This is a genomic window from Enterobacter cloacae complex sp. 2021EL-01169 (assembly GCF_020733125.1).
In the GTDB taxonomy this organism is placed as follows: Bacteria; Pseudomonadota; Gammaproteobacteria; order Enterobacterales; family Enterobacteriaceae; genus Enterobacter; species Enterobacter roggenkampii.
In genome coordinates, this window is sequence record NZ_JAJFTC010000008.1 from 187020 (window position 1) to 212011 (window position 24992).

The window sequence follows — 24992 nt, forward strand, 5'->3', positions numbered from 1 at the left end:
GCGGAAAACGCTTGCGCGCCGGGTTTAATGAAAAATGAGTCGACGCAGCATCAAAAAGTGGACCAAATGGTCAAAATTTACATTTCAGTAACGAGAATCAAGAGGAACAGCTATACTTTCAAGGCTAAATGAACAAAATAATCACGAAACAGATAAAATAAAAGGGCAATAAATTATTGCCCTATGCAATCAAATGATTACGACTGCAATAACCACATCACGATGGGTAATAATGCTTACAAATTGTTGAGATCCAGCACATCTCTCATATCAAAAAGTCCATTTTTCTTCTCTTTCAACCACAAAGCGGACCGAACGGCACCATTGGCAAACGTCATTCGGCTGGACGCTTTATGCGTAATTTCGACGCGCTCGCCAATATCGGCGAACATCGCGGTATGTTCGCCGACGATGTCACCCGCCCGGACGGTTGCGAAACCAATAGTGCCTGGCACGCGCTCCCCGGTGTGGCCTTCGCGGGCATAGACCGCACAGTCTTTTAAATCTTTATCAAGTGCATGAGCAATCGCTTCGCCCATCGCCAGCGCCGTGCCGGATGGCGCATCAACCTTATAGCGGTGGTGAGCTTCAACAATCTCAATATCGGTGTAGTTGCCCATCACCTTCGCGGCCTTCTCCAGCAGCTTCAGCATGACGTTAACCCCCACGCTAAAGTTTGCGGCGAAGACAATCGCAATCTCTTTGGATGCATCCTGGATAGCCTGCTTGCCCGCATCGTCAAAACCGGTGGTGCCGATCACCATCCCCTTGCCGTGCTGGCGGCAAAATGCCAGATGCGTGAGCGTCCCTTCCGGGCGGGTAAAATCGATGAAGACATCGAAGTCCTCTTTAACCGCCTCCAGGCTGCTTTGTACGGTGACGCCGGTCTTTCCCGCGCCCGCCAGCTCACCAGCATCGGTCCCCAGAAGTGATGAACCGTCACGCTCCAGCGCCGCGCCAAGTGCTACGCCATCCATCTGAAGTGCCGCCTTAATCAGCTGACGGCCCATACGTCCACCCGCGCCCGCAATGGCGACACGGATCTGTGCATCATGCATAGTTATTCTCTTACGTTAAAATGATGTAAACCGTTTTCAGATTAACCAGCCTTTCTGAGCACTGCCAACTGAAAACACCAATAATTAGAATTTAACGTGAAACCGACTTAAATATCAGTAAAAGACATGATTTTGTCGTCACGATAAAGTAACGGGTAAAAAAAAGGCCAGCACAGGAGGTGCTGGCCTTTCATCAGAAAAGGGACTATTCGACTTCGCGGGCGTCGATGCGCAGTTCTTTCGGCACTTCGAAAACAATGTTCTCTTCACGTCCTTCCAGCGGCACCGCTTCGCCGCCGCCCAGCTCCTGCAGACGGGAAATGACGTTTTGTACCAGAATATCCGGCGCGGACGCCCCGGCCGTCACGCCAACGCAGGCCGCGTCTTTAACCCACGCTTCCTGAATATCCGTGGCATCGTCGATCAGGAACGCCGCTTTGCCCATTCGCTGTGCCAGTTCAGCCAGACGGTTGGAGTTGGAGGAGTTCTTAGAGCCGACCACCAGCACCACGTCCGCCTGTTCAGCCAGCGCGCGCACCGCTTCCTGACGATTGGTGGTGGCGTAGCAGATGTCATCCTTGCGCGGCCCGACGATTTTCGGGAAGCGCTGACGCAGGGCGTCAATCACGTCAGAGGTATCGTCTACGGAGAGCGTGGTCTGGGTCATAAACGACAGTCGCGCTTCATTTTTCACGTTCAGCGTTAACACATCTTCAGGCGACTCCACCAGATACATTCCCCCTTCCGGGTTGCTGTACTGGCCCATGGTGCCTTCGACTTCCGGATGCCCGGCATGGCCAATCAGAATCGACTCTTCACCACGACGGCTGGCGCGCGCCACTTCCATATGCACCTTGGTCACCAATGGGCAGGTGGCATCGAAGACGGTCAGATCGCGACTTTTCGCTTCGTTACGGACCGCCTGAGAGACGCCGTGCGCGGAGAAGATCAGGATCGCACCGTCAGGCACTTCGCTGATCTGCTCGATAAAGATGGCACCGCGTTCGCGCAGGCTGTCGACCACGTAGCGGTTATGCACCACTTCGTGACGCACATAAATCGGCGCGCCGTAAATCTCCAGCGCGTTTTCAACAATGCTGATAGCGCGGTCTACACCGGCGCAAAAGCCGCGCGGGTTAGCCAACAGGATCTGCATTTCAGGCCTCCAGTACCGGATCGATCTCCAGCACTTCAACATCAAAATGAACGGTACGCCCGGCAAGCGGATGGTTGAAGTCAACGGTAATCGAGTCACCGTTGATTTCGCGGATCACGCCAGGCATTTCGCTGCCGTCCATAGCGGTAAAGAGCATAATTGCCCCGATCTCCGGTTCACCCGCGTCCATAAACTCACGACGGGAGAAGTACTGGATCAGATCCGGGCTCGGGACACCAAACGCGGCATCCGGCTCCAGCGAAAAGGCTTTTTTCTCACCCTCTTTCAGACCCAGAAGCTGCTGTTCAAGGCCTTCAGACAGGGAGGTATCACCAAGACGAAACAGGGCCGGTTTGCCGTTGTTGCGGGTGGATTCGGCCGTGGAGCCGTCATCCAGCTTCAGCGTAAAGTGAACGAGAACCGCGCTGTTGCTCTGTACGGATTTAGACATGCAAATTGCTCGCTTGTTTTGGGTCACCTGTTGCCCGGTGGCGCTACGCTTACCGGGCCTACGGGCAGCCACAAATTCTGTAGGCCGGGTAAGCGTAGCGCCACCCGGCATTGATGCTTACGCCTGCTCTTTCGCGGCCGGTTTCGGCAAGAAGCCTTCCAGCACGATTAACGCCGCACCGATGCAAATGGCGCTATCAGCGAGGTTAAAGGTCGCGAAGTGCCAGTCGCCGACGTAGAAGTCGATCATATCGACCACAAAGCCGTGCCACAGGCGATCAAACAGGTTGCCCAGCGCGCCGCCAATGATCAGCGCGTAGGCGATGTTATTCAGCTTTTGCGTTGCCTTCGAGCGGTACATCAGCACCGCCAGGATCACGCAGATACCGAGAGCGATACCCGCAAAGAACCAGCGCTGCCAGCCACCGCTGTCGGCAAGGAAACTGAACGCCGCACCGTAGTTGCGCGCGTAGTGCAGGTTAAGCGACGGGAACAAAGGCACCGTCTCCCCCAGAGCAAAGTTCTGGAGGATCAGGAACTTGCTGCCCAGATCGATAATCAGCACCACCACAACCAGCCACAGCCAGCGCAGTCCTGTTGAACAGAGAGTTTTACTCATCAGGCAAACTTACGTTTTTCGCCGTCACCGGCGACGTTGCTTACACAGCGTCCGCAGATGTCTGCGTGTTCCGCCACCTGACCGACATCGGTGGTGTAATGCCAGCAGCGCGGGCATTTCTCACCGTCGGCTTTGCTCAGCGCGACTTTCAGTCCTTTGAGCAGTTCGCTCTGCTGAGCATCAGCAGAAGCCTCGGCATAATCCGCAACTTTCGCACCGGAGGTCAACAGGACAAATCGTAATTCATCGCCCAGCGCCGTCAGCTTCGCCGCCAGCTCTGGCTCCGCGTACAGGGTCACTGCCGCTTCCAGAGAGCCGCCGACTTTCTTATCAGCACGCGCCTGCTCGATAACCTTGTTCACTTCGCCACGCACTTTCAGCAGCTCGTCCCAGAAGGCATCGTTCATCGCTTCGGTGCTGGAGAGATCGAACAGACCTTCGTACCATTCGCCGGTGAAGACATACTTCTCACGATCGCCCGGCAGGTAACCCCAGATTTCATCCGCGGTGAAGGACATGATCGGCGCCATCCAGCGTACCAGCGCTTCTGCGATATGGAACAGCGCGGTCTGGCAGCTACGACGCGCCACGCTGTCCGCTTTCGCGGTGTACTGGCGGTCTTTGATGATGTCGAGGTAGAACGAGCCCATCTCAATGGAACAGAAGCGCATCAGGCGCTGCACCACTTCGTGGAAGTCATAAGACTCATAGGCCTTCAGGATATCTTCCTGCGCCGCTTTCGCGCAGCCTACCGCCCAGCGGTCCAGCACCACCATCTCTTCCGGTTTCACCATGTCTTTTGCCGGATCAAACCCGTTCAGGTTCGCCAGCAGGAAGCGCGCGGTGTTACGGATACGACGATAGCTGTCGGCAGCGCGTTTCAGGATCTCGTCAGACACCGCCATTTCGCCGGTGTAGTCGGTCGACGCCACCCACAGACGCAGAATGTCTGCGCCCAGCTTGTTCATCACATCCTGTGGAGAAACGGTATTACCGATAGATTTAGACATCTTACGGCCCTGACCATCCACGGTGAAACCGTGAGTCAGTACCTGACGGTAAGGCGCTTTACCCTTCATGGCGGTGGAGATCATCAGAGATGACATGAACCAGCCGCGGTGTTGGTCAGACCCTTCCAGATACATATCGGCAGCGTGACCGGCAAATTCCGGACGCACGTCAACCACGGAGGAGTGGGTAGACCCGGAATCGAACCATACGTCCAGGGTATCCGGCACTTTCTCGTAGTTATCCGCATCAGCGCCCAGGATGTCGCGGGCGTCGAGATCCCACCACGCCTGGATGCCGTCAACTTCGACGCGCTTCGCCACTTCTTCCATCAGTTCCAGGGTGTTCGGGTGCAGCTCCTGCGTCTCTTTATGCACGAACAGCGACATCGGCACGCCCCAGGTACGCTGACGGGAGATACACCAGTCAGGACGGTTAGCCACCATGGATTCGATACGCGCCTGACCCCAGTCCGGGATCCACTGCACGCCTTTGATCTCTTTCAGAGACTGATCGCGCAGGCCTTTCTGATCCATGCTGACGAACCACTGCGGGGTCGCACGGAAAATGATTGGCGTCTTGTGACGCCAGCAGCACGGATAGCTGTGCTGCATTTTTTCAACGTGCAGCAGCGCGCCGCTGGTGCGCAGCATGTCGACAATAATGTCGTTCGCTTTGAAGACGTTGATGCCGTCCAGCGCCGGGTAGGTGCCAGGCAGGTAAGAACCGTCCGGGCCAACCGGATTGGCGATTTCCAGACCGTACTTCAGGCTGATGTTGTAGTCGTCAGGACCGTGGCCACCGGCGGTATGTACCGCACCGGTACCCGCGTCCAGCGTCACGTGGTCGCCCAGGATCGCCGGAACGTCGAAGTCCAGGAACGGGTGTTTGAAGCGCATCAGCTCCAGCGCGTCGCCTTTTACGGTACCCAGCACGGTGTAGTCGGCGATATTCGCGCGCTTGAGCACGCTCTCAACCAGATCTTTCGCCAGGATAACCGCCTGGCCGTCAATCTGCACCAGCGCGTATTCGAACTCGCCGGACAGGGAGATCGCACGGTTGGCTGGCAGGGTCCACGGGGTGGTGGTCCAGATCACCAGCGAGATCGGGCCGTTAACGGACGATACGCCAAATTTGGCTTTCACCGCATCCTGATCGACGGCGTGGAACGCCACGTCGATAGACGGAGAGGTTTTGTCGTAATACTCCACTTCCGCTTCTGCCAGCGCAGAACGGCAGTCCACGCACCAGTGCACCGGCTTCGCGCCTTTGTGAAGGTGGCCGTTACCGATGATTTTGCCCAGCGCACGGATGATGTTGGCTTCGGTTTTGAAGTCCATGGTCAGGTACGGATGCGACCAGTCGCCCAGTACGCCCAGACGGATGAAGTCAGCGCGCTGACCGTCAACCTGGGTGGCTGCGTATTCGCGGCACTTCGCACGGAACTCAGCGGCGGTGAATTTCTCACCAGGCTTGCCAAATTCCTGCTCAACTTTCAGCTCGATTGGCAGGCCGTGGCAGTCCCAGCCCGGAACGTAAGGCGAGTCATATCCCGCGAGTCCTTTGGACTTCACGATAATGTCTTTCAGAATCTTGTTTACAGAGTGACCAATATGAATGCTGCCATTCGCATAGGGAGGGCCATCATGCAGAATGAAGGTTTTTTTGCCTTTTTTGGCTGCACGAATGATGCCGTACAGGTCATCATCGGTCCAACGCGCCAGCATTCCCGGTTCACGCTTGGCGAGATCGCCGCGCATCGGGAACCCTGTTTCCGGCAAATTCAGGGTTGATTTATAGTCACTCATCAGATTCTCGGTTCCGTATTTATCACGTAGGCAGTTAAGCCGGGTTCAAAGCCCAAAAAACTCGCGGGCTGTTAATTCATCTCGCGCAATTTGCGCTTTGAGTTCATCCAGCGAACCAAATCGCTGCTCGTTGCGTATTTTTTTACGCAGTATCACATCTATATGGCGACCATACAGGTCCATTACAACGTCCAGCAGGTGCACTTCTAGCTGTTGACGCACACCGGCAACGGTCGGACGCGTGCCAATATTGGCGACGCCGTAGAACGGCTTATCGCCCAGTCCTGCCACTTCTACCGCATAGACCCCTTTAACCGGGGAAACCTGACGACGCAGCGGTATATTCGCCGTCGGGAAACCTATCGTGCGGCCCAGCGCATCGCCATGGACCACGCGACCAGAGATGGTGAACGGATGTCCCAGCAGGTTTTCTGCCGTATCCAGTTCATCGTTGGCCAGCGCCTGCCGCACTGCCGTGCTGCTGACGCGCACGCCGCCTTCACAGAAGGTCATCGCGCTGGTGACGTCAAAACCGTACTCCAGACCAGCCTTCTGTAATAGCAAGAAATCACCCTGACGACCAGCGCCAAAGCGGAAATCATCGCCCACGGCAAGAAACTGCACGCCAAGACGCTTCACCAGCAGGTCGCTGACGAAATTTTGTGCTGTCAGCGCGGCAAAGCGGCGATCGAAACGTACGCACAATACATAGTCCACGCCGGACTCAGCCAGATAGCGCAACTTCTCGCGCAGGCGTGTAAGACGGGCGGGAGATTTATCGCCCGCAAACAGCTCCAGCGGCTGCGGTTCGAAAATCATCACTACAACGGGCAGGCCGCGGGCCTCCCCTTCTTTACGCAATCCCTGCAACAGCGCCTGATGACCACGATGCACGCCGTCGAAATTACCAATGGTCAGCACGCACCCGTGCGGGGCTCTGCTGAGATTATGTATGCCGCGTATCAGCTTCATGTCTGGCTCAAAACAGTGAAAATCGCCAAAGTATACCTTGTACAGCGGTTAAGGTTAACCGGCGATTGTTCGTGCAAAACAGAAAGCCGTAATGATTTCATCAGGCTGACCTTTCGCAGCGAAAAAATCTGCTCGCGAACTGCGATTTTTATGCCGAAAAGCTGTATTCACGGACAACAAGCTGGTAGAATCCTGCGCCATCACTACGTAACGTAGCGTCGCCACATTAACGGCGCTTATTTGCACAAATCCATTGACAAAAGAAGGTATAGAGGGCATATTCCTCGGCCTTTGAATTGTCCACATAGATCATATTTGGGAGTTGGACCTTGGCTAATATCAAATCAGCTAAGAAACGTGCTATTCAGTCTGAAAAGGCTCGTAAGCACAATGCAAGCCGTCGCTCTATGATGCGTACTTTCATCAAGAAAGTATACGCAGCTATCGAAGCTGGCGACAAAGCTGCTGCGCAGAACGCATTTAACGAAATGCAACCAATCGTGGATCGTCAGGCTGCTAAAGGTCTGATCCACAAAAACAAAGCAGCGCGTCATAAAGCAAACCTGACCGCGCAGATCAACAAACTGGCTTAATCGCCGCTTGTTGTTGCTTGTTTTAAAAGAACCCGCTTAACGCGGGTTTTTTTATATCTTCAGATTGCCGGTGGCGTAAACAGCGCCGAGTAGTCACGGTTACAGATTCGCTGTACCGCCGGATGCTGAATCATCCTTTCAGCAAAGATGGCGTGATACTCCTCCATCACGTTATCCACTCTGCCTATCTCCGTAATCTTGTCGTCCGAATAGAGATCGTGCGCGTAGAGCGTTGGCGCAACGAAGATGGCGTTGTGCGCTTCACCAAAGGCTTTCATCAGCGCCGCATCGTCAAATTCGCCGAGGATTTCCACGTTCAGCCCCTGCGAGTTAAACCAGTTCAGGAGCTTGCGCCCCAGCATGGAACGCCTTCCCGGCACCAGCAGTCGACGCTCTTCCAGGCAGGCCGGGAAGGGTTTCTCCGGCGGCGGATTAATGCACCAGAAGCTCACGCCGCATTCCCCAATTTTCACCGAGAACAGCCCTTCCTGCTGCGTGGAGTCGATCGGACAATCCGAGATAATCATGTCCAGCTTGTGCTGGCTCAGCTGTTCCAGCAGCATCTCGTGAGTGGATTCAAAGCAGCGCAGGTGGATTTGCTCGTCTTCGACCACCGCCGCATCCAGCACGCCGCTCACCAGCCGTTTGGACAGCGCATCCGCCACGCCAACATCAAAGAGCAGGTTCGACTCTTTGCGGTAGTTGACGATATCCAGCATCTCCTGGCTAAGGGTAAACATTTTGTCCGCGTAGCGGAAAACCAACTCACCCAGCTCGCTGGGTTCAATCCCGCGCCCCTTACGCTTGAACAGCTTGCCCTGCAAACGTTCTTCCAGCGCCTTGATTTGCCCGGTAATGGTTTGCGGCGTCAGGTAGAGCGCCTCTGCAGCCCCGACCACCGAGCCCTGTCTATAGACGTGCCAGAAGTAGTAAAGATGGTTGTAATTCAAATGAGACATCGCGTCTTCGCTCCTTGAGTGTGTTTCGGGAGAAGGATCGCCTTCTCCCGGTGTTCCGTTATGCCTGGACGGCCTGTCCGGACAATTTCACCTTCAACAAGGTATAACCAATTACGGCGGCCAGTAATGACCCGATGAGAATGCCGAGTTTCGCCCAGACGATCAGCTCAGGCGCATGCGCGCCAAACGCCAGCGTCGAGATAAAGATCGACATCGTAAACCCTATTCCACACAGCACGCCGACGGCCATAATCTGCTTAAACGTGGTGCCGTGCGGCAATGACGCCAGCTTCAGTTTCGTCGCCAGCCAGCAAAAGAGGCTAATACCCAGCGGCTTACCGATAAACAGACCGGCAATAATGCCCAGCGGCAGCACGGACGTCAGCCCGTCCAGCGTCACGCCGCCCAGCGAAACCCCGGCATTGGCAAACGCAAACAGGGGCAGGATCATAAAGGCGACCCACGGGTGCAGTACATGCTCCAGCTGTTTGGCCGGCGACTTGCCGTCCTGCGGCTTAAGCGGCACGAAGAAGCCGACGATCACCCCAGCCAGCGTGGCGTGCACGCCGGATTTCAGCACCGCCGTCCACAGCACCATCCCCACGAGGATGTAGATACCAATGCGGCGCACATTAAAGATGTTCAGCAGCGCCAGTACCGCAATCGCTCCGGCAGCCACGCTCAGAGACAGGATCGACAGATCGCTGGTGTAGAACAGCGCGATAATCACAATGGCGCCAAGATCATCGATGATCGCCAGCGCCATCAGGAAGATTTTCAGGGCAACCGGCACGCGGCTTCCCAGCAAGGCCAGCACCCCGAGCGCAAAGGCGATATCCGTCGCGGCCGGGATCGCCCAGCCGTGACGTGCAACCGGATCCTGCCAGGTGAACGCCAGGAAGAGCAGCGCCGGCACCACCATCCCACCGAGCGCGGCAATGACCGGGAACGCCGCGCGCTGGCGGCTGGCAAGCGAGCCCAGCACCAGCTCACGCTTAACTTCAAGCCCCACCAGCAGGAAGAACACCGCCATCAGCGCATCGTTGATCCACAGCAGCATGTTCTTGTTAATTTCCAGCGCCCCGACCTTCAGCTCAACGGGCGTTTCCAGAAATGCATGATAGAGATCCCGCGTGATGCCAAGATTAGCCAGCACCATCGCGGCCGCTGCGGCAATAATCAGGAGCACGCCACCGGACGCCTCACTGCTAAAGAAACGGTGTAGTAATTTCATTAAAGTTCTCTCTTTTACAACAATACCTCGATAAAACCATAATACCAAGCCAAATAGCTCGGCAAAAACAGATTAATATTGAGTATAGATTCACTTTTACCGAGCAATAACCGTAAATAAAAAAAGCCCGGAATCGCTTCCGGGCTTTTTGAAGATGAAAACCAGCTAACGGATTAGCGGGTCAAATCATCGAAGAATTTTTTGACGCCATCGAAGAAGCTTTTGGAGCGCGGGCTGTTTTTCTCTCCCGTCGGACCACCAAAGCTCTCCTGCAACTCTTTCAGCAGCTGTTTCTGCTTATCGTTCAGGCCAACCGGCGTTTCCACGACGACGCGGCACAGCAGGTCGCCCTGCGCACCACCGCGAACGGATTTAACGCCTTTCCCGCGCATGCGGAACAGCTTACCGGTCTGGGTCTCGCCCGGGATCTTCAGATTGACGCGACCATCCAGCGTCGGCACTTCGATTTCGCCGCCGAGAGCCGCCATCGCGAAGTTGATCGGCACTTCACAGTACAGGTTATTCCCTTCGCGCTCGAAGATAGCGTGCTGTTTCACCTGCACCTGAACGTACAGATCGCCTGCCGGTGCGCCGTGTTCGCCAGCTTCACCCTCACCCGCCAGACGGATGCGGTCGCCCGTATCCACGCCAGCCGGGATTTTAACGGACAGTGTCTTGGTTTTCTCAACGCGACCGTGGCCGTGGCATTTGGTGCACGGATCTTTAATCAGCGTACCGCGACCGTGACAGTGAGGACAGGCCTGCTGTACCGCGAAGAAGCCCTGACGCATCTGGACCTGACCGGAGCCGTGACAGGTTGGACAGGTCTGCGGCTGAGTACCCGCTTTCGCGCCGCTGCCGTGGCAGACGTCACACTCTTCCAGCGTCGGAATACGGATCTCTTTGGTAACACCGCGAACGGCCTCTTCCAGCGTCAGATCCATGTTGTAGCGCAGATCCGCGCCGCGCGCCGCGCGCTGACGACCACGACCGCCGCCGAAGATGTCGCCAAACACATCACCAAAGATATCGCTGAAGTCGGCACCGCCGCCAAAGCCGCCGCCACCGAATCCACCGCCGCCCATGCCGCCCTGTTCAAAGGCTGCGTGACCGTACTGGTCATAGGCTGCACGTTTTTGTGCATCGGTCAGGACTTCGTAGGCTTCTTTGATCTCTTTAAATTTGGCTTCAGCCTCTTTGTCACCCTGATTACGGTCCGGGTGGAATTTCATGGCCAGGCGCTTATACGCCTTTTTGATTTCACGCTCTTCCGCAGTTTTCGGAACGCCTAAAATCTCGTAATAGTCTTGCTTTGCCATTGGTTTTTTTAAGCCCCTTAACATGCGAGCACGGGCGTGGAGAGTTCTCCTACGCCCGTGCCGATTAATTACCCTGCATCAGGGCGATTATTTTTTATCTTTAACTTCTTCGAACTCAGCGTCGACAACGTCGTCGTCTTTTGCATTGTTCGCCGAAGCGTCAGCGCCCGCCTGCTGTTGAGCGTGCTGCTGCTGAGCGATTTCCATCAGCTTCTGAGAAGCCTGTGCCAGTTCCTGCATCTTCGCTTCGATGTCCGCTTTATCTTCACCTTTCAGTGAGGATTCCAGCGCACTCAGTGCAGCTTCGATAGCAGTCTTGTCTTCCGCTGGCAGTTTATCGCCTGCTTCTTCAACCTGCTTACGGGTGCTGTGCAGCAGATGGTCACCCTGGTTGCGGGTCTGAACCAGCTCTTCGAACTTACGGTCGGATTCCGCGTTAGCTTCGGCATCGCGAACCATTTTTTCGATTTCCGCTTCGTTCAGACCAGAAGATGCCTTGATGGTGATCTTCTGCTCTTTACCGCTGTTTTTGTCTTTCGCAGACACGTGCAGGATACCGTCAGCATCGATGTCGAAGGTGACTTCGATCTGTGGCATGCCGCGCGGTGCCGGGTTAATACCGTCCAGGTTGAACTGACCCAGAGATTTGTTATCCGCCGCACGCTTACGCTCACCCTGCAGCACATGGATGGTTACCGCAGACTGGTTGTCTTCAGCGGTAGAGAACACCTGGCTGTGCTTGGTTGGGATGGTGGTGTTTTTGTTGATGAGCGCAGTCATCACACCGCCCATGGTTTCGATACCCAGAGACAGCGGGGTAACGTCCAGCAGCAGTACGTCTTTCACTTCACCGGTCAGTACGCCACCCTGAACCGCAGCACCGATAGCCACTGCTTCGTCCGGGTTAACGTCTTTACGTGGCTCTTTACCAAAGAACTCAGCCACTTTCTTCTGCACCATTGGCATACGGGTCTGGCCACCAACGAGGATAACGTCGTTGATATCAGACACGGACAGGCCAGCGTCCTGCAGAGCAACTTTCAGCGGCTCGATAGAACGGTTCACCAGGTCTTCTACCAGGCTTTCCAGTTTCGCACGGGTCACTTTGATGTTCATGTGTTTAGGACCGGTCGCGTCTGCAGTGATGTACGGCAGGTTCACGTCGGTCTGCTGAGCGGAAGACAGCTCGATCTTCGCTTTCTCAGCGGCTTCTTTCAGGCGCTGCATAGCCAGCGGATCGTTACGCAGGTCAATGCCCTGATCTTTCTTGAACTCGTCAACGAGGTAGTTGATCAGACGGGTATCGAAGTCTTCACCACCCAGGTGGGTATCACCGTTGGTTGCCAGAACTTCGAAGGTTTTTTCGCCGTCAACTTCGTCGATTTCGATAATAGAGATATCGAAGGTACCACCACCCAGGTCGTAAACCGCGATAGTACGGTTGCCGACTTCTTTATCCAGACCGTAAGCCAGAGCAGCCGCGGTTGGTTCGTTGATGATACGTTTTACTTCCAGACCTGCGATACGGCCAGCATCTTTGGTTGCCTGACGCTGAGCATCGTTGAAGTATGCAGGAACGGTGATAACAGCTTCAGTTACCGGCTCACCCAGGTAATCTTCAGCGGTTTTCTTCATTTTTTTCAGCACTTCAGCAGAAATCTGCGGTGGTGCCGTTTTGGTGCCTTTCACATCAAGCCATGCATCGCCGTTATCTGCCGCGATGATTTTGTAAGGCATGATGGAAACGTCACGCTGAACTTCTTCGTCCTGGAAGCGGCGACCGATCAGGCGTTTAATCGCAAACAGAGTGTTTTGCGGGTTTGTCACTGCCTGACGTTTAGCCGGCTGACCAACCAGAGTTTCACCGTCCTGAGTATAAGCAATGATAGAAGGCGTGGTGCGATCGCCCTCGGCGTTCTCCAGCACGCGTGCAGTAGTGCCATCCATAATCGCTACACAAGAGTTGGTAGTACCCAGGTCGATACCAATAATTTTACCCATCTAAACGTCTCCACTAAAAATTCAGTCAACATGTGGTTGTGTACCTGTAATAAGGGCAGAACGTGCTTTTTCAACTGCCCAGATTTGATTTTTTTCAGGTCCACACACTGCGGTTGACTACAAGATGGGGTCGCGACGGCATCCATCAAGGGGCAAGCATAAAAAAAATTTTAATTTCACCCTGATGAGATCATAGACGCCATCGATTGCGCCCATTATGATGCCGCGCCCCGTCAGGGAGAACTGACGCGGGTTTAACCATTTCACCATATTAATGATGATTTTTTTGAGGACTTATGGGCAACACTAAGTTGGCTAATCCGGCTCCGCTGGGCCTGATGGGTTTTGGCATGACCACTATTCTGCTGAACCTGCACAATATCGGGATGTTCCCGATGGATGGCATCATCCTGGCGATGGGCATTTTTTATGGCGGTATCGCGCAAATCTTTGCGGGCCTGCTGGAATATAAGAAAGGCAATACCTTCGGCTTAACCGCCTTCACCTCTTACGGTTCTTTCTGGCTGACCCTGGTCGCCATTCTGCTGCTGCCTAAAATGGGCATGGCAGACGCGGCAAACGCCCACTTCCTGGGTGTCTACCTGGGCCTGTGGGGCGTCTTCACCCTGTTCATGTTCTTCGGTACCCTGAAAGGCAACCGCATGCTGCAGTTCGTCTTCCTGAGCCTGACCGTGCTGTTTGCCCTGCTGGCAATCGGTCACCTGGTGGATAACGAAGGCATCGTTCACGTTGCCGGCTGGATTGGTCTGGTTTGCGGCGCAAGCGCTATCTACCTGGCAATGGGTGAAGTGCTGAACGAGCAGTTTGACCGCACCGTTCTACCGATTGGTGAAAAACACTGATCCCTCTGTCGTGCCCGCCTCGCGGGCACGACATCCCCCCGCCTGACGAAGCCAAAATCCCAATACCAGCCCCATCACCGACAGCGCCAGCACGTACCAGGCCGGAGCCATGGGAGACACGCCCATCAGGACCGTCACCGCAATCGGCGTCAGCCCACCGAAAATGGCATACGACACGTTGTAGGAAAATGAGATCCCGGTGAAGCGAACCTCCGGCGGGAATGCGCGCACCATGACATACGGCACCGCGCCGACAACGCCCACGAACAGCCCTACCACGCCGTACAGCAGGAACAGCTGTTCAGGATGGCTGCCAGCCAGATGGTAAAACGCCCAGCTTGATGCGGCCAGTAGCAGGCTGCCGACAATAAAGGTAACGCTGGCCCCGAAACGATCTGCCGCCAGCCCGGCGGCCAGACAGCCAAAGCAGAGCATGATTGTCGCGATACTGTTTGCCTGTAGCGTCACGGCAGGGGCGAAACCGTACTGCTTTTGCAGCCACACCGGAGACATCAATATCACCACCACAATCCCGGCCGAGAGTAGCCAGGTGAGCAGCATCGACACCACCACCGCCTTTTTATGACGTACCACAACCGCCTTCACCGGCAGCTCCTGCGCCAGCGCTTTACGCTGCTGCATTTCGAGGAAAATCGGTGTCTCCTGCAGCCAGCGGCGCAGGTACATCGCCACCAGGCCAAACGCCCCGCCCAGCAGGAACGGAATACGCCAGCCCCAGTCGTGTACGGCCTGCTGCGTCATGCTGGTATTCACAATGGTGGCGACCACCGAGCCGAGCAGGATCCCGATGGTCAGCCCCGCGGTTAAGGTTCCACAGGCGATACCAATGCGGCGCGCCGGAACATGCTCTGCGACAAACACCCACGCGCCCGGCACTTCACCGCCAATCGCCGCGCCCTGAAGCACGCGCATCAGCAACAGCAGCAACGGCGCGAGAATGCCCATCGAGGCATAGGTGGGCAGCAGACCAATGGCCAGCGTGGGGACCGCCATCAGCAGGATGCTGAGGGTAAACATCTTTTTACGCCCGACCAGATCGCCAAAGTGGGCCATGATAATGCCGCCCAGCGGACGCGCCAGATACCCGGCAGCAAAAATGCCGAAGGTTTGCACCTGACGCAGCCACTCCGGTATATCGGCCGGAAAGAAGAGCTCCCCCACTACGGCAGCGAAGAAGACGAAGATAATGAAATCGTAAAACTCCAGCGCACCGCCTAAGGCCGCGAGCGTGAGGGTTTTGTAGTCCTGTCGATTCAGAGGTCGGGTGTTATGTGACATAGCGAACCATTGTGCGTGTATTGTGGATTTATTTTTACAGCAATCGTAAAGAAAAAATTACTATACCGTAAAACCGTTACCACGCTATCGCCGCTTCAGCTTATGTCACATATTGATTAATTTCAGGAGATTGTTTCGCGACGCGCGTTTTTAGGACGAAAAGCTACTACCACTTTCTCATCGGTTTCGACATACGGGCCGTCAAGCAGCTGTATACAATACGGTACACTTGCAAAGATGCCGTGAACGATGACGCTGCCGTCTTCCGCTTTTAGCCCTTCCAGCGTCTCTTTGATCGACTTCGGCTGGCCCGGGAGGTTTAGAATCAACGCCTGCTTGCGGATCACCCCTACCTGGCGGGAAAGAATGGCCGTCGGGACAAAGTGTAGACTGATCTGGCGCATCTGTTCGCCGAAGCCCGGCATTTCACGATCGGCAATCGCCAGCGTCGCGTCCGGCGTCACATCACGGCGCGCGGGCCCGGTTCCGCCGGTGGTTAACACCAGGTGACAGCTCATCTCATCCACCAGCTCACACAGGGTCTGCTCGATAATCGGCTGTTCGTCGGGAATAAGGCGAGTCTGGATCTCAAACGGGGTAGTCAGTGCACTGGCCAGCCACGCTTCCAGAGCGGGGATGCCTTTATCCTGGTAAACACCGCTGGAGGCGCGGTCAGAAATCGACACTAAGCCGATGCGTAAGGTATTCATATCCATTCCATTCAAAGAGTACTGATTAAAGGGAATGATACACGCAGAGAGGAAATTCAGACAGGGTACGAAAGCAGTCGCGTGACCGGGAGCCCGGTCACGCGGAATGATTACAGCAGGTCGCCGATCATTTTTTCCAGTTTTTCCTGGTCAACAGCAAACTTACGGATACCGTCCGCCAGCTTGTCTACCGCCATTGGATCCTGGTTGTGCTGCCACAGGAACTCGGATTCAGTGATGCGCTCTGGGCGTGCTTTCACTTCACCGGTGTAAGACAGTTTACGCTCCAGGGTGCCTTCGCTTTCTGCCAGCTCTTTCAGCAGCGCTGGCGCGATGGTCAGGCGGTCACAGCCAGCCAGCTCGATGATTTCACCGACGTTACGGAAGCTTGCGCCCATAACCACAGTCTCATAGCCATGCTGTTTGTAGTATTCGTAGATTTCAGTCACAGAAATCACGCCTGGATCTTCAGCCGGTGCGTACTCTTTCTTATCGGTGTTGGCTTTGTACCAGTCCAGAATACGGCCCACGAACGGAGAAATCAGGTATACGCCAGCTTCTGCACATGCACGCGCCTGCGCGAAGGAGAACAGCAGGGTCAGGTTACAGTTGATACCCTCTTTTTCCAGCTGCTCTGCCGCGCGGATACCCTGCCAGGTAGAAGCCAGTTTGATCAGGATACGATCATTGCTGATGCCCGCATCGTTGTACAGTTTGATCAGACGTTTTGCTTTCGCGATAGACGCTTCGGTGTCGTAGGAAAGACGTGCGTCTACTTCGGTAGAGATACGGCCCGGAACCAGTTTCAGGATCTCGAGACCGATGTTCACGGCCAGTTTATCAGTAGCGTCCACAACCTGCTGCGCGCGGTCGTTGCTCTGCGCTTTCGCCCAGGTCACAGCCTCGTCAATCAGTTTGCGATACTCAGGGATCTGTGCGGCGTTAAGGATCAGAGAAGGGTTAGTTGTGGCATCCTGCGGCTGGTACAGCTTCATTGCCGCGATATCTCCGGTGTCAGCTACGACAGTGGTGAACTGACGAAGGGAGGTCAATTTATCCGTCATGATAGTGTTTCTCTTTTAACGTGCCCTGGATAATTCACGCTACCGACAGCATGCCTGCAGCGGAAAAATGACAGGTTTACTTGTTAGGGGGATGTAACCGGTCTGCCCTGATGATAACACGACGGAGGGGTAGCGCAACCGCAGACAGTGCGCTTAGGCAGAGTATGATAAACTCAGAATATTAACAGGCTGCTAAGCAACAGCATGCCCAATCAGTGGTAGCGCTTACATATTCACGTTGGCATCAACAAGAGGGACGTTAATGCCTGATTTCTTTTTCTTTATTAACGAAGTCCTCTGGGGTTCGATAATGATTTACCTGCTTCTGGGAGCAGGTATTTGGTTTACGCTACGCAGTGGGTTTATCCAGTTTCGCTATATTCGCAAGTTTGGCAGAAGTCTGAAAAACAGCGTCACGCCCCAGCCGGGCGGATTAACGTCGTTTCAGGCGCTCTGTACCAGCCTTGCGGCACGCCTGGGCAGCGGGAATCTGGCGGGGGTAGCACTGGCCATCAGCGCCGGTGGGCCAGGCGCGGTCTTCTGGATGTGGATGACGGCACTTCTCGGTATGGCCACCTCCTTTGCCGAAAGTTCGCTTGCGCAACTCTACAAAGAGAAAGATAAGCGCGGCCAGTTTCGCGGTGGTCCAGCCTGGTACATGGCGCGTGGCCTGGGGATGCGCTGGATGGGCGTCCTGTTCTCGCTTTTTTTACTGCTCGCGTACGGTCTTATTTTTAATACCGTCCAGGCTAACTCGGTCGCCCATGCCATGCGCTATGCCTTCTCCTGCCCCGAGTGGCTCGCGGGTCTCGCTTTAGCTTCGATCGTTCTGCTTACCATTTCATTCGGTCTCAAGGGTATCGCTCGCCTGATGCAGTGGCTGGTGCCCATTATGGCGCTGCTCTGGGTTGCCGCGAGCCTGTTCGTCGCCGCACTGCATCTCGACCAGGTGCCGGGCGTGCTTGCCACCATCGTCAAAAGCGCCTTTGGCTGGCGCGAAGTGGCATCCGGCGCGCTGGGCTACACCTTCAGCCAGGCGCTGATGGCGGGTTTTCAGCGGGGCATGTTCTCCAATGAAGCCGGTATGGGGTCAACCCCCAACGCGGCAGCCGCCGCCTCTTCCTGGCCGCCACACCCGGCCGCACAAGGTATTGTGCAGATGATTGGCGTCTTTACCGATACCATTATTATCTGTTCCGCCAGCGCCATGATTTTGCTGCTGGCAGGCCCCGTACCGCACGCGTCGGGAACCGTCGGGATACAGCTTCTCCAGCAGGCGCTGGTGAACCTGACCGGCGGCTGGGGAGCCGGATTTGTCTCGCTCATCCTGATCTTGTTTGCCTTCAGCTCGATTGTGGTGAATTACCTCTACGCCGAAAATAACCTTATTTTCCTGAAACTCGACTCCCGCGCCGCGATCGGAACCCTGCGTCTGGGGGTTATCCTGATGGTGGTAGCAGGCTCCCTGCTCAGTATGCCGCTGGTCTGGCAACTGGCCGATATCATTATGGCGCTGATGGCAATCACGAACCTCACGGCGATCCTGCTGCTCTCGCCCGTGGTGACCCTGATTGCCAGAGACTATCTGCGCCAGCGCAAACTCGGCGTTCCGCCGGTCTTTGATCCCGCCCGCTATCCCGATATCAAGGCGCAGCTTGCCCCCGGCACGTGGGATGATTTGCCACGGCAATAACAGCTATCGATCAATTCAGGGCGATTTTTTGCTAAAGTCGCTCTAAATTTCCTGCAAGGACTGGATATGCTGATTCTGATTTCACCTGCAAAAACGCTCGACTACCAGAGCCCGCTCGCCACCGAGCGCTATACCCAGCCTGAACTGCTGGACTATTCGCAACAGCTGATCCGCGAAGCGCGTAAGCTCTCTGCGCCGCAAATCGCCTCGCTGATGAGCATCAGCGACAAGCTGGCCGATTTGAACGCGACCCGCTTTCACGAGTGGCACCCGGATTTCACCCCTGCCAACGCTCGCCAGGCGATTCTGGCGTTTAAAGGCGATGTGTACACCGGCCTGCAGGCGGAAGATTTTAGCGAAGCCGATTTTGATTTTGCCCAGCAGCATCTGCGTATGCTGTCGGGCCTGTACGGCGTACTGCGACCGCTGGATCTGATGCAACCTTATCGTCTGGAGATGGGGATTCGCCTGGAGAATGCCAAAGGCAAAGATCTGTACCATTTCTGGGGCGATATCATTACCGATAAGCTGAATGCGGCGCTGCGCGCGCAGGGCGATAACGTGGTGATTAACCTGGCATCCGATGAATACTACAAGTCGGTGAAGCCGAAAAAACTGGATGCCGACATCATCAAGCCGGTATTCCTCGACGAGAAAAACGGCAAGTTCAAAGTGATCAGCTTCTACGCCAAGAAAGCGCGCGGTCTGATGAGCCGCTACATCATTCAGAACCGCCTGACGAAGCCGGAGCAGCTAACCGCCTTCAACAGCGAAGGCTATTTCTTTGACGAGGCGTCGTCAGGGAAAGGCGAACTGGTGTTTAAGCGCCACGAGCAGTAAAAACAAACCCCGCCGGCTGGCGGGGTTTTGCATTAGTGGTGTTTCCAGTCCGGACCTGGACGATGATCGTCATGATGATGGTCACGCTCGCGATGCTCATCGTGAGGACGCCAGCGGTTATCGCGCCAGTCATAATGCGCCTTCCACCAGTCATGGTCGCGCCAGCGGCCACCGTCCCAGTAGTGCCCGTTATTATCCCGGTCGCCAATCTGCAGTTTGACCGCAGGTACGAGGGTAATTTCAGATGCCTGAACCGCCATGGGAGCGACCAGCATCAGTGAAAGCGCAATCAGCGCAGGTTTCAGTTTTGACATCGGTGACTCCTTATTATCGTTGCCCAACGTGGGCCGATGTAAGGAGAGTACGCGAGGGGAACGGGGGATGTTATTCTCTGCAATCCTAAACGCTAAGTGACCGCATTTATTGGGAATTTCTGCTTTTTCCCTGCTATTTTTCTCCTTAATTTCTTCACAAAAAAAGCCGGGTGGCGCTTCGCTTACCCGGCCTACGATTTGTTCGTCTTTGTAGGCCCGGTAAGGCGAAGCCGCCACCGGGCAACACAATCACGCACGCGTCATCATCAGTTGTAGGTCGGGTAAGGCGTAGCCGCACCCGACAAAAATCACGCGCGGGTCATCATCAGCTTACGCAGCGCCGCAAAGTCCGCCGGCAGGTCATGGGACAGCAGCGGCAGGTCGGCACGCTCGGCCAGTTCTTTCGGCAGCGGCAGCGTTTCGCCCAGGATCGCCTCCACGCTCTCTTTGAACTTCGCCGGATGTGCGGTCCCCAGGAACAGGCCGTATTCACCTGGGTTAAGCTGGTCGCGCAGCGCGCGGTAAGCAATCGCCGCGTGCGGTTCAGAGGTATACCCCACCGCCTTCAGCTCGCGCATGGTGGATTTGGTGGTTTCATCCGTCACCGCAGCATAGCCCAGGTCGCCCAGACGCCAGATCTTACGGCGGAACAGCTCTTCCACCCGCGGCCAGTTGTTCGGCTGAGACACATCCATCGCATTGGAGAGCGTCGCCTGCGTGGCGTTCGGCGCCCACTTACCGTCTTTCAGGAAGCGCGGCACGGTGTCGTTAGCGTTGGTGGCGGCGATAAAGCGTTTCACCGGCAGACCCAGGGATTTCGCCAGCAGGCCAGCCGTCAGGTCACCGAAGTTACCGCTCGGCACGGAGATCACCAGCTGGTTACGCGCTTCCTGCGGCAGCTGCGCCACCGCTTCGAAGTAGTAGCAGATCTGCGCCAGCAGACGGCTGATGTTGATGGAGTTGGCGGAGTTCAGACCCAGCGCCACCTTCAGCTCTTCGTCGTCGAAGGCCTGCTTGACCAGCGCCTGGCAGGCATCGAAATCGCCGTCAATTGCCACGGTTTCAATGTTGCCGCCGAGGGTGCAGAACAGTTTCTCCTGCAGCGGGCTGATTTTACCTTTCGGATAGAGGATCACCACGCGGACGTTTTTCAGGCCGTAGAACGCGTGGGCGACCGCCGCGCCGGTATCCCCGGAGGTCGCGGTCAGGATGGTCACCGGCTTGTCGCCACTGATGTGGGTCAGCATCTGCGCCATAAAGCGGCCGCCGAAGTCTTTGAACGCCAGCGTCGGACCGTGGAACAGCTCCAGGCAGCCAACATCAGGCTCAACCTGCTGAACCGGCGCCGGGAAGGCGAATGCCGCGCGTACGCGCTCTTCCAGCAGCTCCTGCGGAATTTCATCCCCGATAAACGCGGACAGAATTTTGGTGCTGCGGGTGACAAAATCCTGCTTCAGCAGGTCATCAATCTCGGTCAGCTGGAATTCCGGCAGGTCATGAGGGAAAAACAGCCCCTGATTTTTGCCCAGTCCCTGAGTCACCGCCTGCGCGAAGCTGACCTGCTCGTTATGATCTTTAAGGTTGTAGAGTTTCATTAATTATCCCAGTACTCGTGCGCCAGCCGTGTCCAGACGGCAAATATGAACAAAGCCTTCCTGATTTTGCAGGTAGTGTTTAGAGAGCCAGTCCGCCACGCGCTGCGCAGTGTCAGGCTTGTCGCACAGGGCGAACAGCGTCGGGCCGGAGCCGGAGATGCCGCACGCCTGCGCGCCGATATCCATGGACGCCTGTCGCGCCTCGTTAAAGCCGGGCAGCAGCTTCGTGCGGTACGGCTCGGCAATGACGTCCTTCATCAGTTTGGCCGCCAGCTGCGGCTGACGGGTGTAGCAGGCGTGGATAAAGCCCGCCAGATGACGCCCGTGGGCGATACAGACCTGACGGCGATACTGCGCGGGCAGGATCGCACGCGCTTCCGCGGTTGATACCTTGATACCCGGATAGGCCAGCACCCACAGCCACTCATCAAACCCTGGCACCTGCTGGCTGATGATGCCATTTTCTTCGATCATCAGCTGCATGCCGCCGAGGAAGCATGGCGCGACGTTGTCATAATGAATGCTGCCGGAGATACGCCCTTCCAGCTCGCCCATTAAGGCAAGCAGGCGGTTGTTGTTCAGCGGCTTGCCGCAGTGCTCGTTCATCGCCACCAGCGCGGCGACCACCGAGCAGGCGCTGGAACCCAGCCCGGAGCCAATCGGCATACTTTTTTCCAGCGTCATGGCGACCGGCACGTTTTTACCGATCTCCTGACAGAAACGCTCCCAGCACTGATAGACGATATTCTCGCGTGGCTCAGACGGCAGTTTGCTGGCGAAGCGACCCACGTTATTCAGGCTGAAGCTGTCTGCCGCTTCCACCGTCACCGTATCGCCCAGCAGCGAACCGTCCACCGGCGTTACCGCCGCACCCAGCACGTCAAATCCGACGCTCATATTCGCGCTGGAAGCCGGGGCATAAACTTTGACCATGTTAAACTCCTAACTTCCATGACAGGGTACGCAGCAGATCGGCAAAGACACCCGCCGCCGTAACATCGTTCCCTGCGCCATAGCCGCGAAGCACCAGCGGCAGTGGCTGATAATAGTGGCTGTAAAACGCGAGGGCGTTTTCGCCGTTTTTGACTTTGTACAGCGGGTCGTTGCCATCCACTTCGGCAATCTTCACCCGGCACACGCCATCTTCTTCAATGTTGCCAACATAGCGCAATACCTTACCTTCATCACGGGCTTTCGCCACGCGGGCGGCAAACGCGTCGTCAAGCTGCGGCAGCCTGGCCATAAAGGCGCTGACGTCACCGCTGCTGTCAAATTCTGCCGGCAGGACCGGCTCAATCACAATATCGGAAAGCTCAAGCTCACGGCCCGTTTCGCGCGCGAGGATCAGCAGCTTGCGCGCCACGTCCATACCGGAAAGGTCGTCACGCGGATCCGGCTCGGTATAGCCCAGCTCACGCGCGGCGCGGGTGGCCTCCGAGAGGCTCATTCCCTCATCCAGCTTGCCGAAGATAAACGACAGCGAGCCGGAGAGAATGCCGGAGAAACGCTGCAGCTCATCGCCCGCGTTAAGCAGGTTCTGCAGGTTCTCGATAACCGGCAGGCCTGCCCCCACGTTGGTGTCGTAGAGGAACTTGCGGCGCGACTTGCTCGCTGCCAGACGCAGCTGGTGATAGTAATCCATCGACGAGGTGTTGGCCTTTTTGTTCGGCGTCACCACGTGGAAACCTTCGCGCAGGAAATCGGCGTACTGGTCGGCCACCGCCTGGTTCGAGGTACAGTCAACGATCACCGGGTTAAGCAGATGATACTCTTTTACCAGACGGATCAGCCGACCCAGGTTGAACGGCTCTTTTGCCTCATTCATCTCGGCCTGCCAGTTTTCCAGGTTCAGGCCGTGGACGTTGGTCAGCAGCGCTCTGGAATTCGCGATCCCGCAGACGCGCAGGTCGATGTGTTTCTTCTTAAGCCATTCCTGCTGACGCTTCACCTGCTCCAGCAGCGCGCCGCCGACGCCGCCCACGCCAATCAGGAACAGCTCGATGACCTGATCGGTGTTGAACAGCATCTGGTGAACCACACGAACGCCGGTGGTGGCATCGTCGTTATCCACAACAACAGAAATTGAACGCTCTGACGAGCCCTGGGCAATCGCCACGATATTGATATTGGCGCGCGCCAGCGCGGCAAAGAATTTGGCGGAGATACCGCGCAGGGTGCGCATACCGTCGCCCACCACGGAGATGATCGCCAGACGCTCCTGAATCGCGAGCGGCTCCAGCAATTCTTCTTTCAGCTCCAGATAGAACTCTTCCTCCAGCGCGCGGCGAGCACGAAGGCAGTCAGCCTGCGGCACGCAGAAGCTGATGCTGTACTCGGAGGAAGACTGGGTGATCAGCACCACCGAAATACCGTTGCGGGACATGGCCGCAAACACGCGTGCCGCCATGCCGACCATCCCTTTCATCCCCGGACCCGAGACGCTGAACATCGCCATGTTGTTCAGGTTGGAGATGCCTTTCACCGGCAGTCCGTCCTCATCGGTACTCGCGCCAATCAGCGTACCCGGCGCCTGCGGGTTACCGGTGTTTTTAATCAGGCAAGGGATTTGGAACTGGGCAATCGGGGAGATGGTACGCGGGTGAAGTACTTTGGCGCCGAAGTAGGAAAGCTCCATCGCTTCCTGGTACGACATCGACTTCAGTAGCCTGGCGTCCGGTACCTGGCGCGGATCGCAGGTATACACGCCGTCAACATCAGTCCAGATCTCACAACAGTCCGCGCGTAAACAGGCGGCCAGCACGGCGGCGGAGTAGTCGGAACCGTTACGGCCCAGCACCACCAGCTCGCCCTTCTCGTTACCGGCGGTGAAGCCTGCCATCAGGATCATGTGGTCAGCGGGAATTTTGCTGGCGGCGATACGGCGGGTGGATTCGGCAATATCAACGGTGGATTCGAGGTAGTGGCCCACCGCCAGCAGTTTTTCAACGGGATCGATCACGGTCACGCTATGGCCGCGCGCTTCCAGCACGCCGGCCATGATGGCGATAGAGAGTTTTTCACCGCGACAAATCAGCGCCGCGTTGATGCTGTCCGGGCACTGGCCGAGAAGGCTGATGCCGTGCAGGACATGTTTAATTTGCGCGAATTCTTGTTCAACAAAAGACTTCAGCTGCGCATGCGGGAAGCCAGGCAGCGCTTCTGCCAGGCCTTGCAGTAAGTCAGCGAAGATACGCTCTGCGTCGCTGATGTTCGGAAGTGCATCCTGGCCACCGATGGTTTTTTCAATCATCGCCACCAGATGGTTCGTGATTTTTGCCGGGGCAGAGAGCACGGTCGCAACCTGCCCCTGCCTGGCGTTGCTTTCCAGGATATCGGCAACACGCAGAAAACGTTCTGCATTTGCCACTGATGTACCGCCGAACTTCAACACTCGCATGGTTCTACCTCGTTTCCTTTAGCCGAAAAAAAAGCCCGCA

21 protein-coding genes, 1 pseudogene and 1 other annotated feature (1 of these 23 only partly in view) are annotated in these 24992 nt (G+C 56.2%); of the genes and pseudogenes, 4 read left to right on the forward strand and 18 right to left on the reverse strand.

All coding sequences use genetic code 11. From position 1 onward, the window contains the following. Positions 1-236 precede the first annotated feature (236 nt). The 7 genes and pseudogenes from dapB to LLF79_RS18870 form a co-directional block, all read right to left on the reverse strand. Positions 237-1058, reverse strand: coding sequence for a 4-hydroxy-tetrahydrodipicolinate reductase (gene dapB, locus LLF79_RS18840; RefSeq protein WP_227880156.1), 822 nt, complete (start codon positions 1056-1058; stop codon positions 237-239). Positions 1059-1263: 205 nt separating this feature from the next. Then, positions 1264-2214 carry a 4-hydroxy-3-methylbut-2-enyl diphosphate reductase gene (gene ispH, locus LLF79_RS18845; RefSeq protein WP_032654909.1) on the reverse strand — a complete coding sequence of 317 codons (951 nt, stop codon included), beginning with the start codon at positions 2212-2214 and terminating at the stop codon, positions 1264-1266. A 1-nt stretch (position 2215) separates the two neighbouring features. Beyond that, on the reverse strand, positions 2216-2665 hold the full coding sequence (gene fkpB / locus LLF79_RS18850; protein ID WP_008502033.1) for an FKBP-type peptidyl-prolyl cis-trans isomerase: 450 nt from the start codon (positions 2663-2665) through the stop codon (positions 2216-2218). Positions 2666-2782: 117 nt separating this feature from the next. Continuing rightward, positions 2783-3283, reverse strand: coding sequence for a signal peptidase II (gene lspA, locus LLF79_RS18855; RefSeq protein WP_008502034.1), 501 nt, complete (start codon positions 3281-3283; stop codon positions 2783-2785). Next, positions 3283-6099, reverse strand: a complete 2817-nt coding sequence (ileS, locus tag LLF79_RS18860) for an isoleucine--tRNA ligase (protein WP_227880158.1) — start codon at positions 6097-6099, stop codon at positions 3283-3285. Before ileS ends, lspA begins: the two co-directional genes overlap by 1 nt. Positions 6100-6144: 45 nt before the next feature. Next, complete coding sequence (gene ribF / locus LLF79_RS18865; protein ID WP_021240557.1) at positions 6145-7071, reverse strand: bifunctional riboflavin kinase/FAD synthetase; 927 nt, start codon at positions 7069-7071, stop codon at positions 6145-6147. A 7-nt stretch (positions 7072-7078) separates the two neighbouring features. After that, positions 7079-7285 (reverse strand): annotated as a pseudogene (locus LLF79_RS18870) (DUF2575 domain-containing protein); the annotation flags it as partial. 115 nt (positions 7286-7400) lie between these two features. On the opposite strand from LLF79_RS18870, the gene rpsT reads away from it, so the two are divergent. Beyond that, complete coding sequence (rpsT, locus tag LLF79_RS18875; protein WP_008502037.1) at positions 7401-7664, forward strand: 30S ribosomal protein S20; 264 nt, start codon at positions 7401-7403, stop codon at positions 7662-7664. Between the two features lie 59 nt (positions 7665-7723). On the opposite strand, the gene nhaR is transcribed toward rpsT, so the two are convergent. The 4 genes from nhaR to dnaK form a co-directional block, all read right to left on the reverse strand. After that, positions 7724-8623, reverse strand: a complete 900-nt coding sequence (nhaR, locus tag LLF79_RS18880; RefSeq protein WP_008502038.1) for a transcriptional activator NhaR — start codon at positions 8621-8623, stop codon at positions 7724-7726. Positions 8624-8681: 58 nt separating this feature from the next. Further along, positions 8682-9857: a Na+/H+ antiporter NhaA gene (gene nhaA, locus LLF79_RS18885; protein ID WP_023326672.1), complete on the reverse strand. Its 1176-nt coding sequence runs from the start codon at positions 9855-9857 to the stop codon at positions 8682-8684. A 173-nt stretch (positions 9858-10030) separates the two neighbouring features. After that, positions 10031-11176 (reverse strand): molecular chaperone DnaJ, encoded by a 1146-nt coding sequence (gene dnaJ / locus LLF79_RS18890; protein WP_008502040.1) that lies wholly within the window; start codon positions 11174-11176, stop codon positions 10031-10033. Positions 11177-11263: 87 nt separating this feature from the next. Beyond that, complete coding sequence (gene dnaK / locus LLF79_RS18895) at positions 11264-13177, reverse strand: molecular chaperone DnaK (protein ID WP_008502041.1); 1914 nt, start codon at positions 13175-13177, stop codon at positions 11264-11266. A gap of 296 nt (positions 13178-13473) precedes the next feature. Here dnaK and satP point away from each other — a divergent pair, with 296 nt between their 5' ends. Then, on the forward strand, positions 13474-14040 hold the full coding sequence (satP, locus tag LLF79_RS18900) for an acetate uptake transporter (RefSeq protein ID WP_008502042.1): 567 nt from the start codon (positions 13474-13476) through the stop codon (positions 14038-14040). On the opposite strand, the gene LLF79_RS18905 is transcribed toward satP, so the two are convergent. The 3 genes from LLF79_RS18905 to tal form a co-directional block, all read right to left on the reverse strand. Beyond that, on the reverse strand, positions 14017-15339 hold the full coding sequence (locus LLF79_RS18905; protein ID WP_227880159.1) for an MFS transporter: 1323 nt from the start codon (positions 15337-15339) through the stop codon (positions 14017-14019). The genes satP and LLF79_RS18905 overlap by 24 nt on opposite strands. Positions 15340-15461: 122 nt before the next feature. Continuing rightward, the gene (mog, locus tag LLF79_RS18910) at positions 15462-16049 is read right to left on the reverse strand and encodes a molybdopterin adenylyltransferase (RefSeq protein WP_227880161.1); all 588 of its coding nucleotides are present in this window, start codon (positions 16047-16049) and stop codon (positions 15462-15464) included. A 110-nt stretch (positions 16050-16159) separates the two neighbouring features. Further along, complete coding sequence (gene tal, locus LLF79_RS18915; protein WP_008502045.1) at positions 16160-17113, reverse strand: transaldolase; 954 nt, start codon at positions 17111-17113, stop codon at positions 16160-16162. Between the two features lie 262 nt (positions 17114-17375). Between tal and LLF79_RS18920 the strand changes: the two genes are divergently transcribed. Further along, a complete protein-coding gene (locus LLF79_RS18920) occupies positions 17376-18806 on the forward strand; it encodes a sodium:alanine symporter family protein (RefSeq protein WP_045415575.1) in 1431 nt (476 codons plus the stop codon). 66 nt (positions 18807-18872) lie between these two features. Then, the gene (gene yaaA / locus LLF79_RS18925) at positions 18873-19646 is read left to right on the forward strand and encodes a peroxide stress protein YaaA (RefSeq protein ID WP_008502047.1); all 774 of its coding nucleotides are present in this window, start codon (positions 18873-18875) and stop codon (positions 19644-19646) included. A 32-nt stretch (positions 19647-19678) separates the two neighbouring features. Here the strand turns inward: yaaA and LLF79_RS18930 are convergent, their stop codons facing one another. The 4 genes from LLF79_RS18930 to thrA form a co-directional block, all read right to left on the reverse strand. Further along, the gene (locus LLF79_RS18930; protein WP_023293318.1) at positions 19679-19960 is read right to left on the reverse strand and encodes a DUF2502 domain-containing protein; all 282 of its coding nucleotides are present in this window, start codon (positions 19958-19960) and stop codon (positions 19679-19681) included. 308 nt (positions 19961-20268) lie between these two features. Further along, entirely contained in the window at positions 20269-21555 is a 1287-nt protein-coding gene (gene thrC, locus LLF79_RS18935) for a threonine synthase (RefSeq protein ID WP_135345810.1), read from the reverse strand. A gap of 3 nt (positions 21556-21558) precedes the next feature. Beyond that, positions 21559-22488: a homoserine kinase gene (gene thrB, locus LLF79_RS18940; RefSeq protein ID WP_227880162.1), complete on the reverse strand. Its 930-nt coding sequence runs from the start codon at positions 22486-22488 to the stop codon at positions 21559-21561. A gap of 1 nt (position 22489) precedes the next feature. Further along, a complete protein-coding gene (gene thrA / locus LLF79_RS18945) occupies positions 22490-24952 on the reverse strand; it encodes a bifunctional aspartate kinase/homoserine dehydrogenase I (RefSeq protein WP_008502052.1) in 2463 nt (820 codons plus the stop codon). Between the two features lie 24 nt (positions 24953-24976). After that, positions 24977-24992, reverse strand: a sequence feature (Thr leader region); it runs 102 nt beyond the window's last position.

Excerpts from the sequence above, each read along its gene's own strand:
- dapB (WP_227880156.1), bottom strand. The coding sequence starts at position 1,058 with ATGCATGATGCACAGATCCGTGTCGCCATTGCGGGCGCGGGTGGACGT.
- ispH (WP_032654909.1), bottom strand. The coding sequence starts at position 2,214 with ATGCAGATCCTGTTGGCTAACCCGCGCGGCTTTTGCGCCGGTGTAGAC.
- fkpB (WP_008502033.1), bottom strand. The coding sequence starts at position 2,665 with ATGTCTAAATCCGTACAGAGCAACAGCGCGGTTCTCGTTCACTTTACG.
- lspA (WP_008502034.1), bottom strand. The coding sequence starts at position 3,283 with ATGAGTAAAACTCTCTGTTCAACAGGACTGCGCTGGCTGTGGCTGGTT.
- ileS (WP_227880158.1), bottom strand. The coding sequence starts at position 6,099 with ATGAGTGACTATAAATCAACCCTGAATTTGCCGGAAACAGGGTTCCCG.
- ribF (WP_021240557.1), bottom strand. The coding sequence starts at position 7,071 with ATGAAGCTGATACGCGGCATACATAATCTCAGCAGAGCCCCGCACGGG.
- nhaR (WP_008502038.1), bottom strand. The coding sequence starts at position 8,623 with ATGTCTCATTTGAATTACAACCATCTTTACTACTTCTGGCACGTCTAT.
- nhaA (WP_023326672.1), bottom strand. The coding sequence starts at position 9,857 with ATGAAATTACTACACCGTTTCTTTAGCAGTGAGGCGTCCGGTGGCGTG.
- dnaJ (WP_008502040.1), bottom strand. The coding sequence starts at position 11,176 with ATGGCAAAGCAAGACTATTACGAGATTTTAGGCGTTCCGAAAACTGCG.
- dnaK (WP_008502041.1), bottom strand. The coding sequence starts at position 13,177 with ATGGGTAAAATTATTGGTATCGACCTGGGTACTACCAACTCTTGTGTA.
- satP (WP_008502042.1), top strand. The coding sequence starts at position 13,474 with ATGGGCAACACTAAGTTGGCTAATCCGGCTCCGCTGGGCCTGATGGGT.
- LLF79_RS18905 (WP_227880159.1), bottom strand. The coding sequence starts at position 15,339 with ATGTCACATAACACCCGACCTCTGAATCGACAGGACTACAAAACCCTC.
- mog (WP_227880161.1), bottom strand. The coding sequence starts at position 16,049 with ATGAATACCTTACGCATCGGCTTAGTGTCGATTTCTGACCGCGCCTCC.
- tal (WP_008502045.1), bottom strand. The coding sequence starts at position 17,113 with ATGACGGATAAATTGACCTCCCTTCGTCAGTTCACCACTGTCGTAGCT.
- LLF79_RS18920 (WP_045415575.1), top strand. The coding sequence starts at position 17,376 with ATGCCTGATTTCTTTTTCTTTATTAACGAAGTCCTCTGGGGTTCGATA.
- yaaA (WP_008502047.1), top strand. The coding sequence starts at position 18,873 with ATGCTGATTCTGATTTCACCTGCAAAAACGCTCGACTACCAGAGCCCG.
- LLF79_RS18930 (WP_023293318.1), bottom strand. The coding sequence starts at position 19,960 with ATGTCAAAACTGAAACCTGCGCTGATTGCGCTTTCACTGATGCTGGTC.
- thrC (WP_135345810.1), bottom strand. The coding sequence starts at position 21,555 with ATGAAACTCTACAACCTTAAAGATCATAACGAGCAGGTCAGCTTCGCG.
- thrB (WP_227880162.1), bottom strand. The coding sequence starts at position 22,488 with ATGGTCAAAGTTTATGCCCCGGCTTCCAGCGCGAATATGAGCGTCGGA.
- thrA (WP_008502052.1), bottom strand. The coding sequence starts at position 24,952 with ATGCGAGTGTTGAAGTTCGGCGGTACATCAGTGGCAAATGCAGAACGT.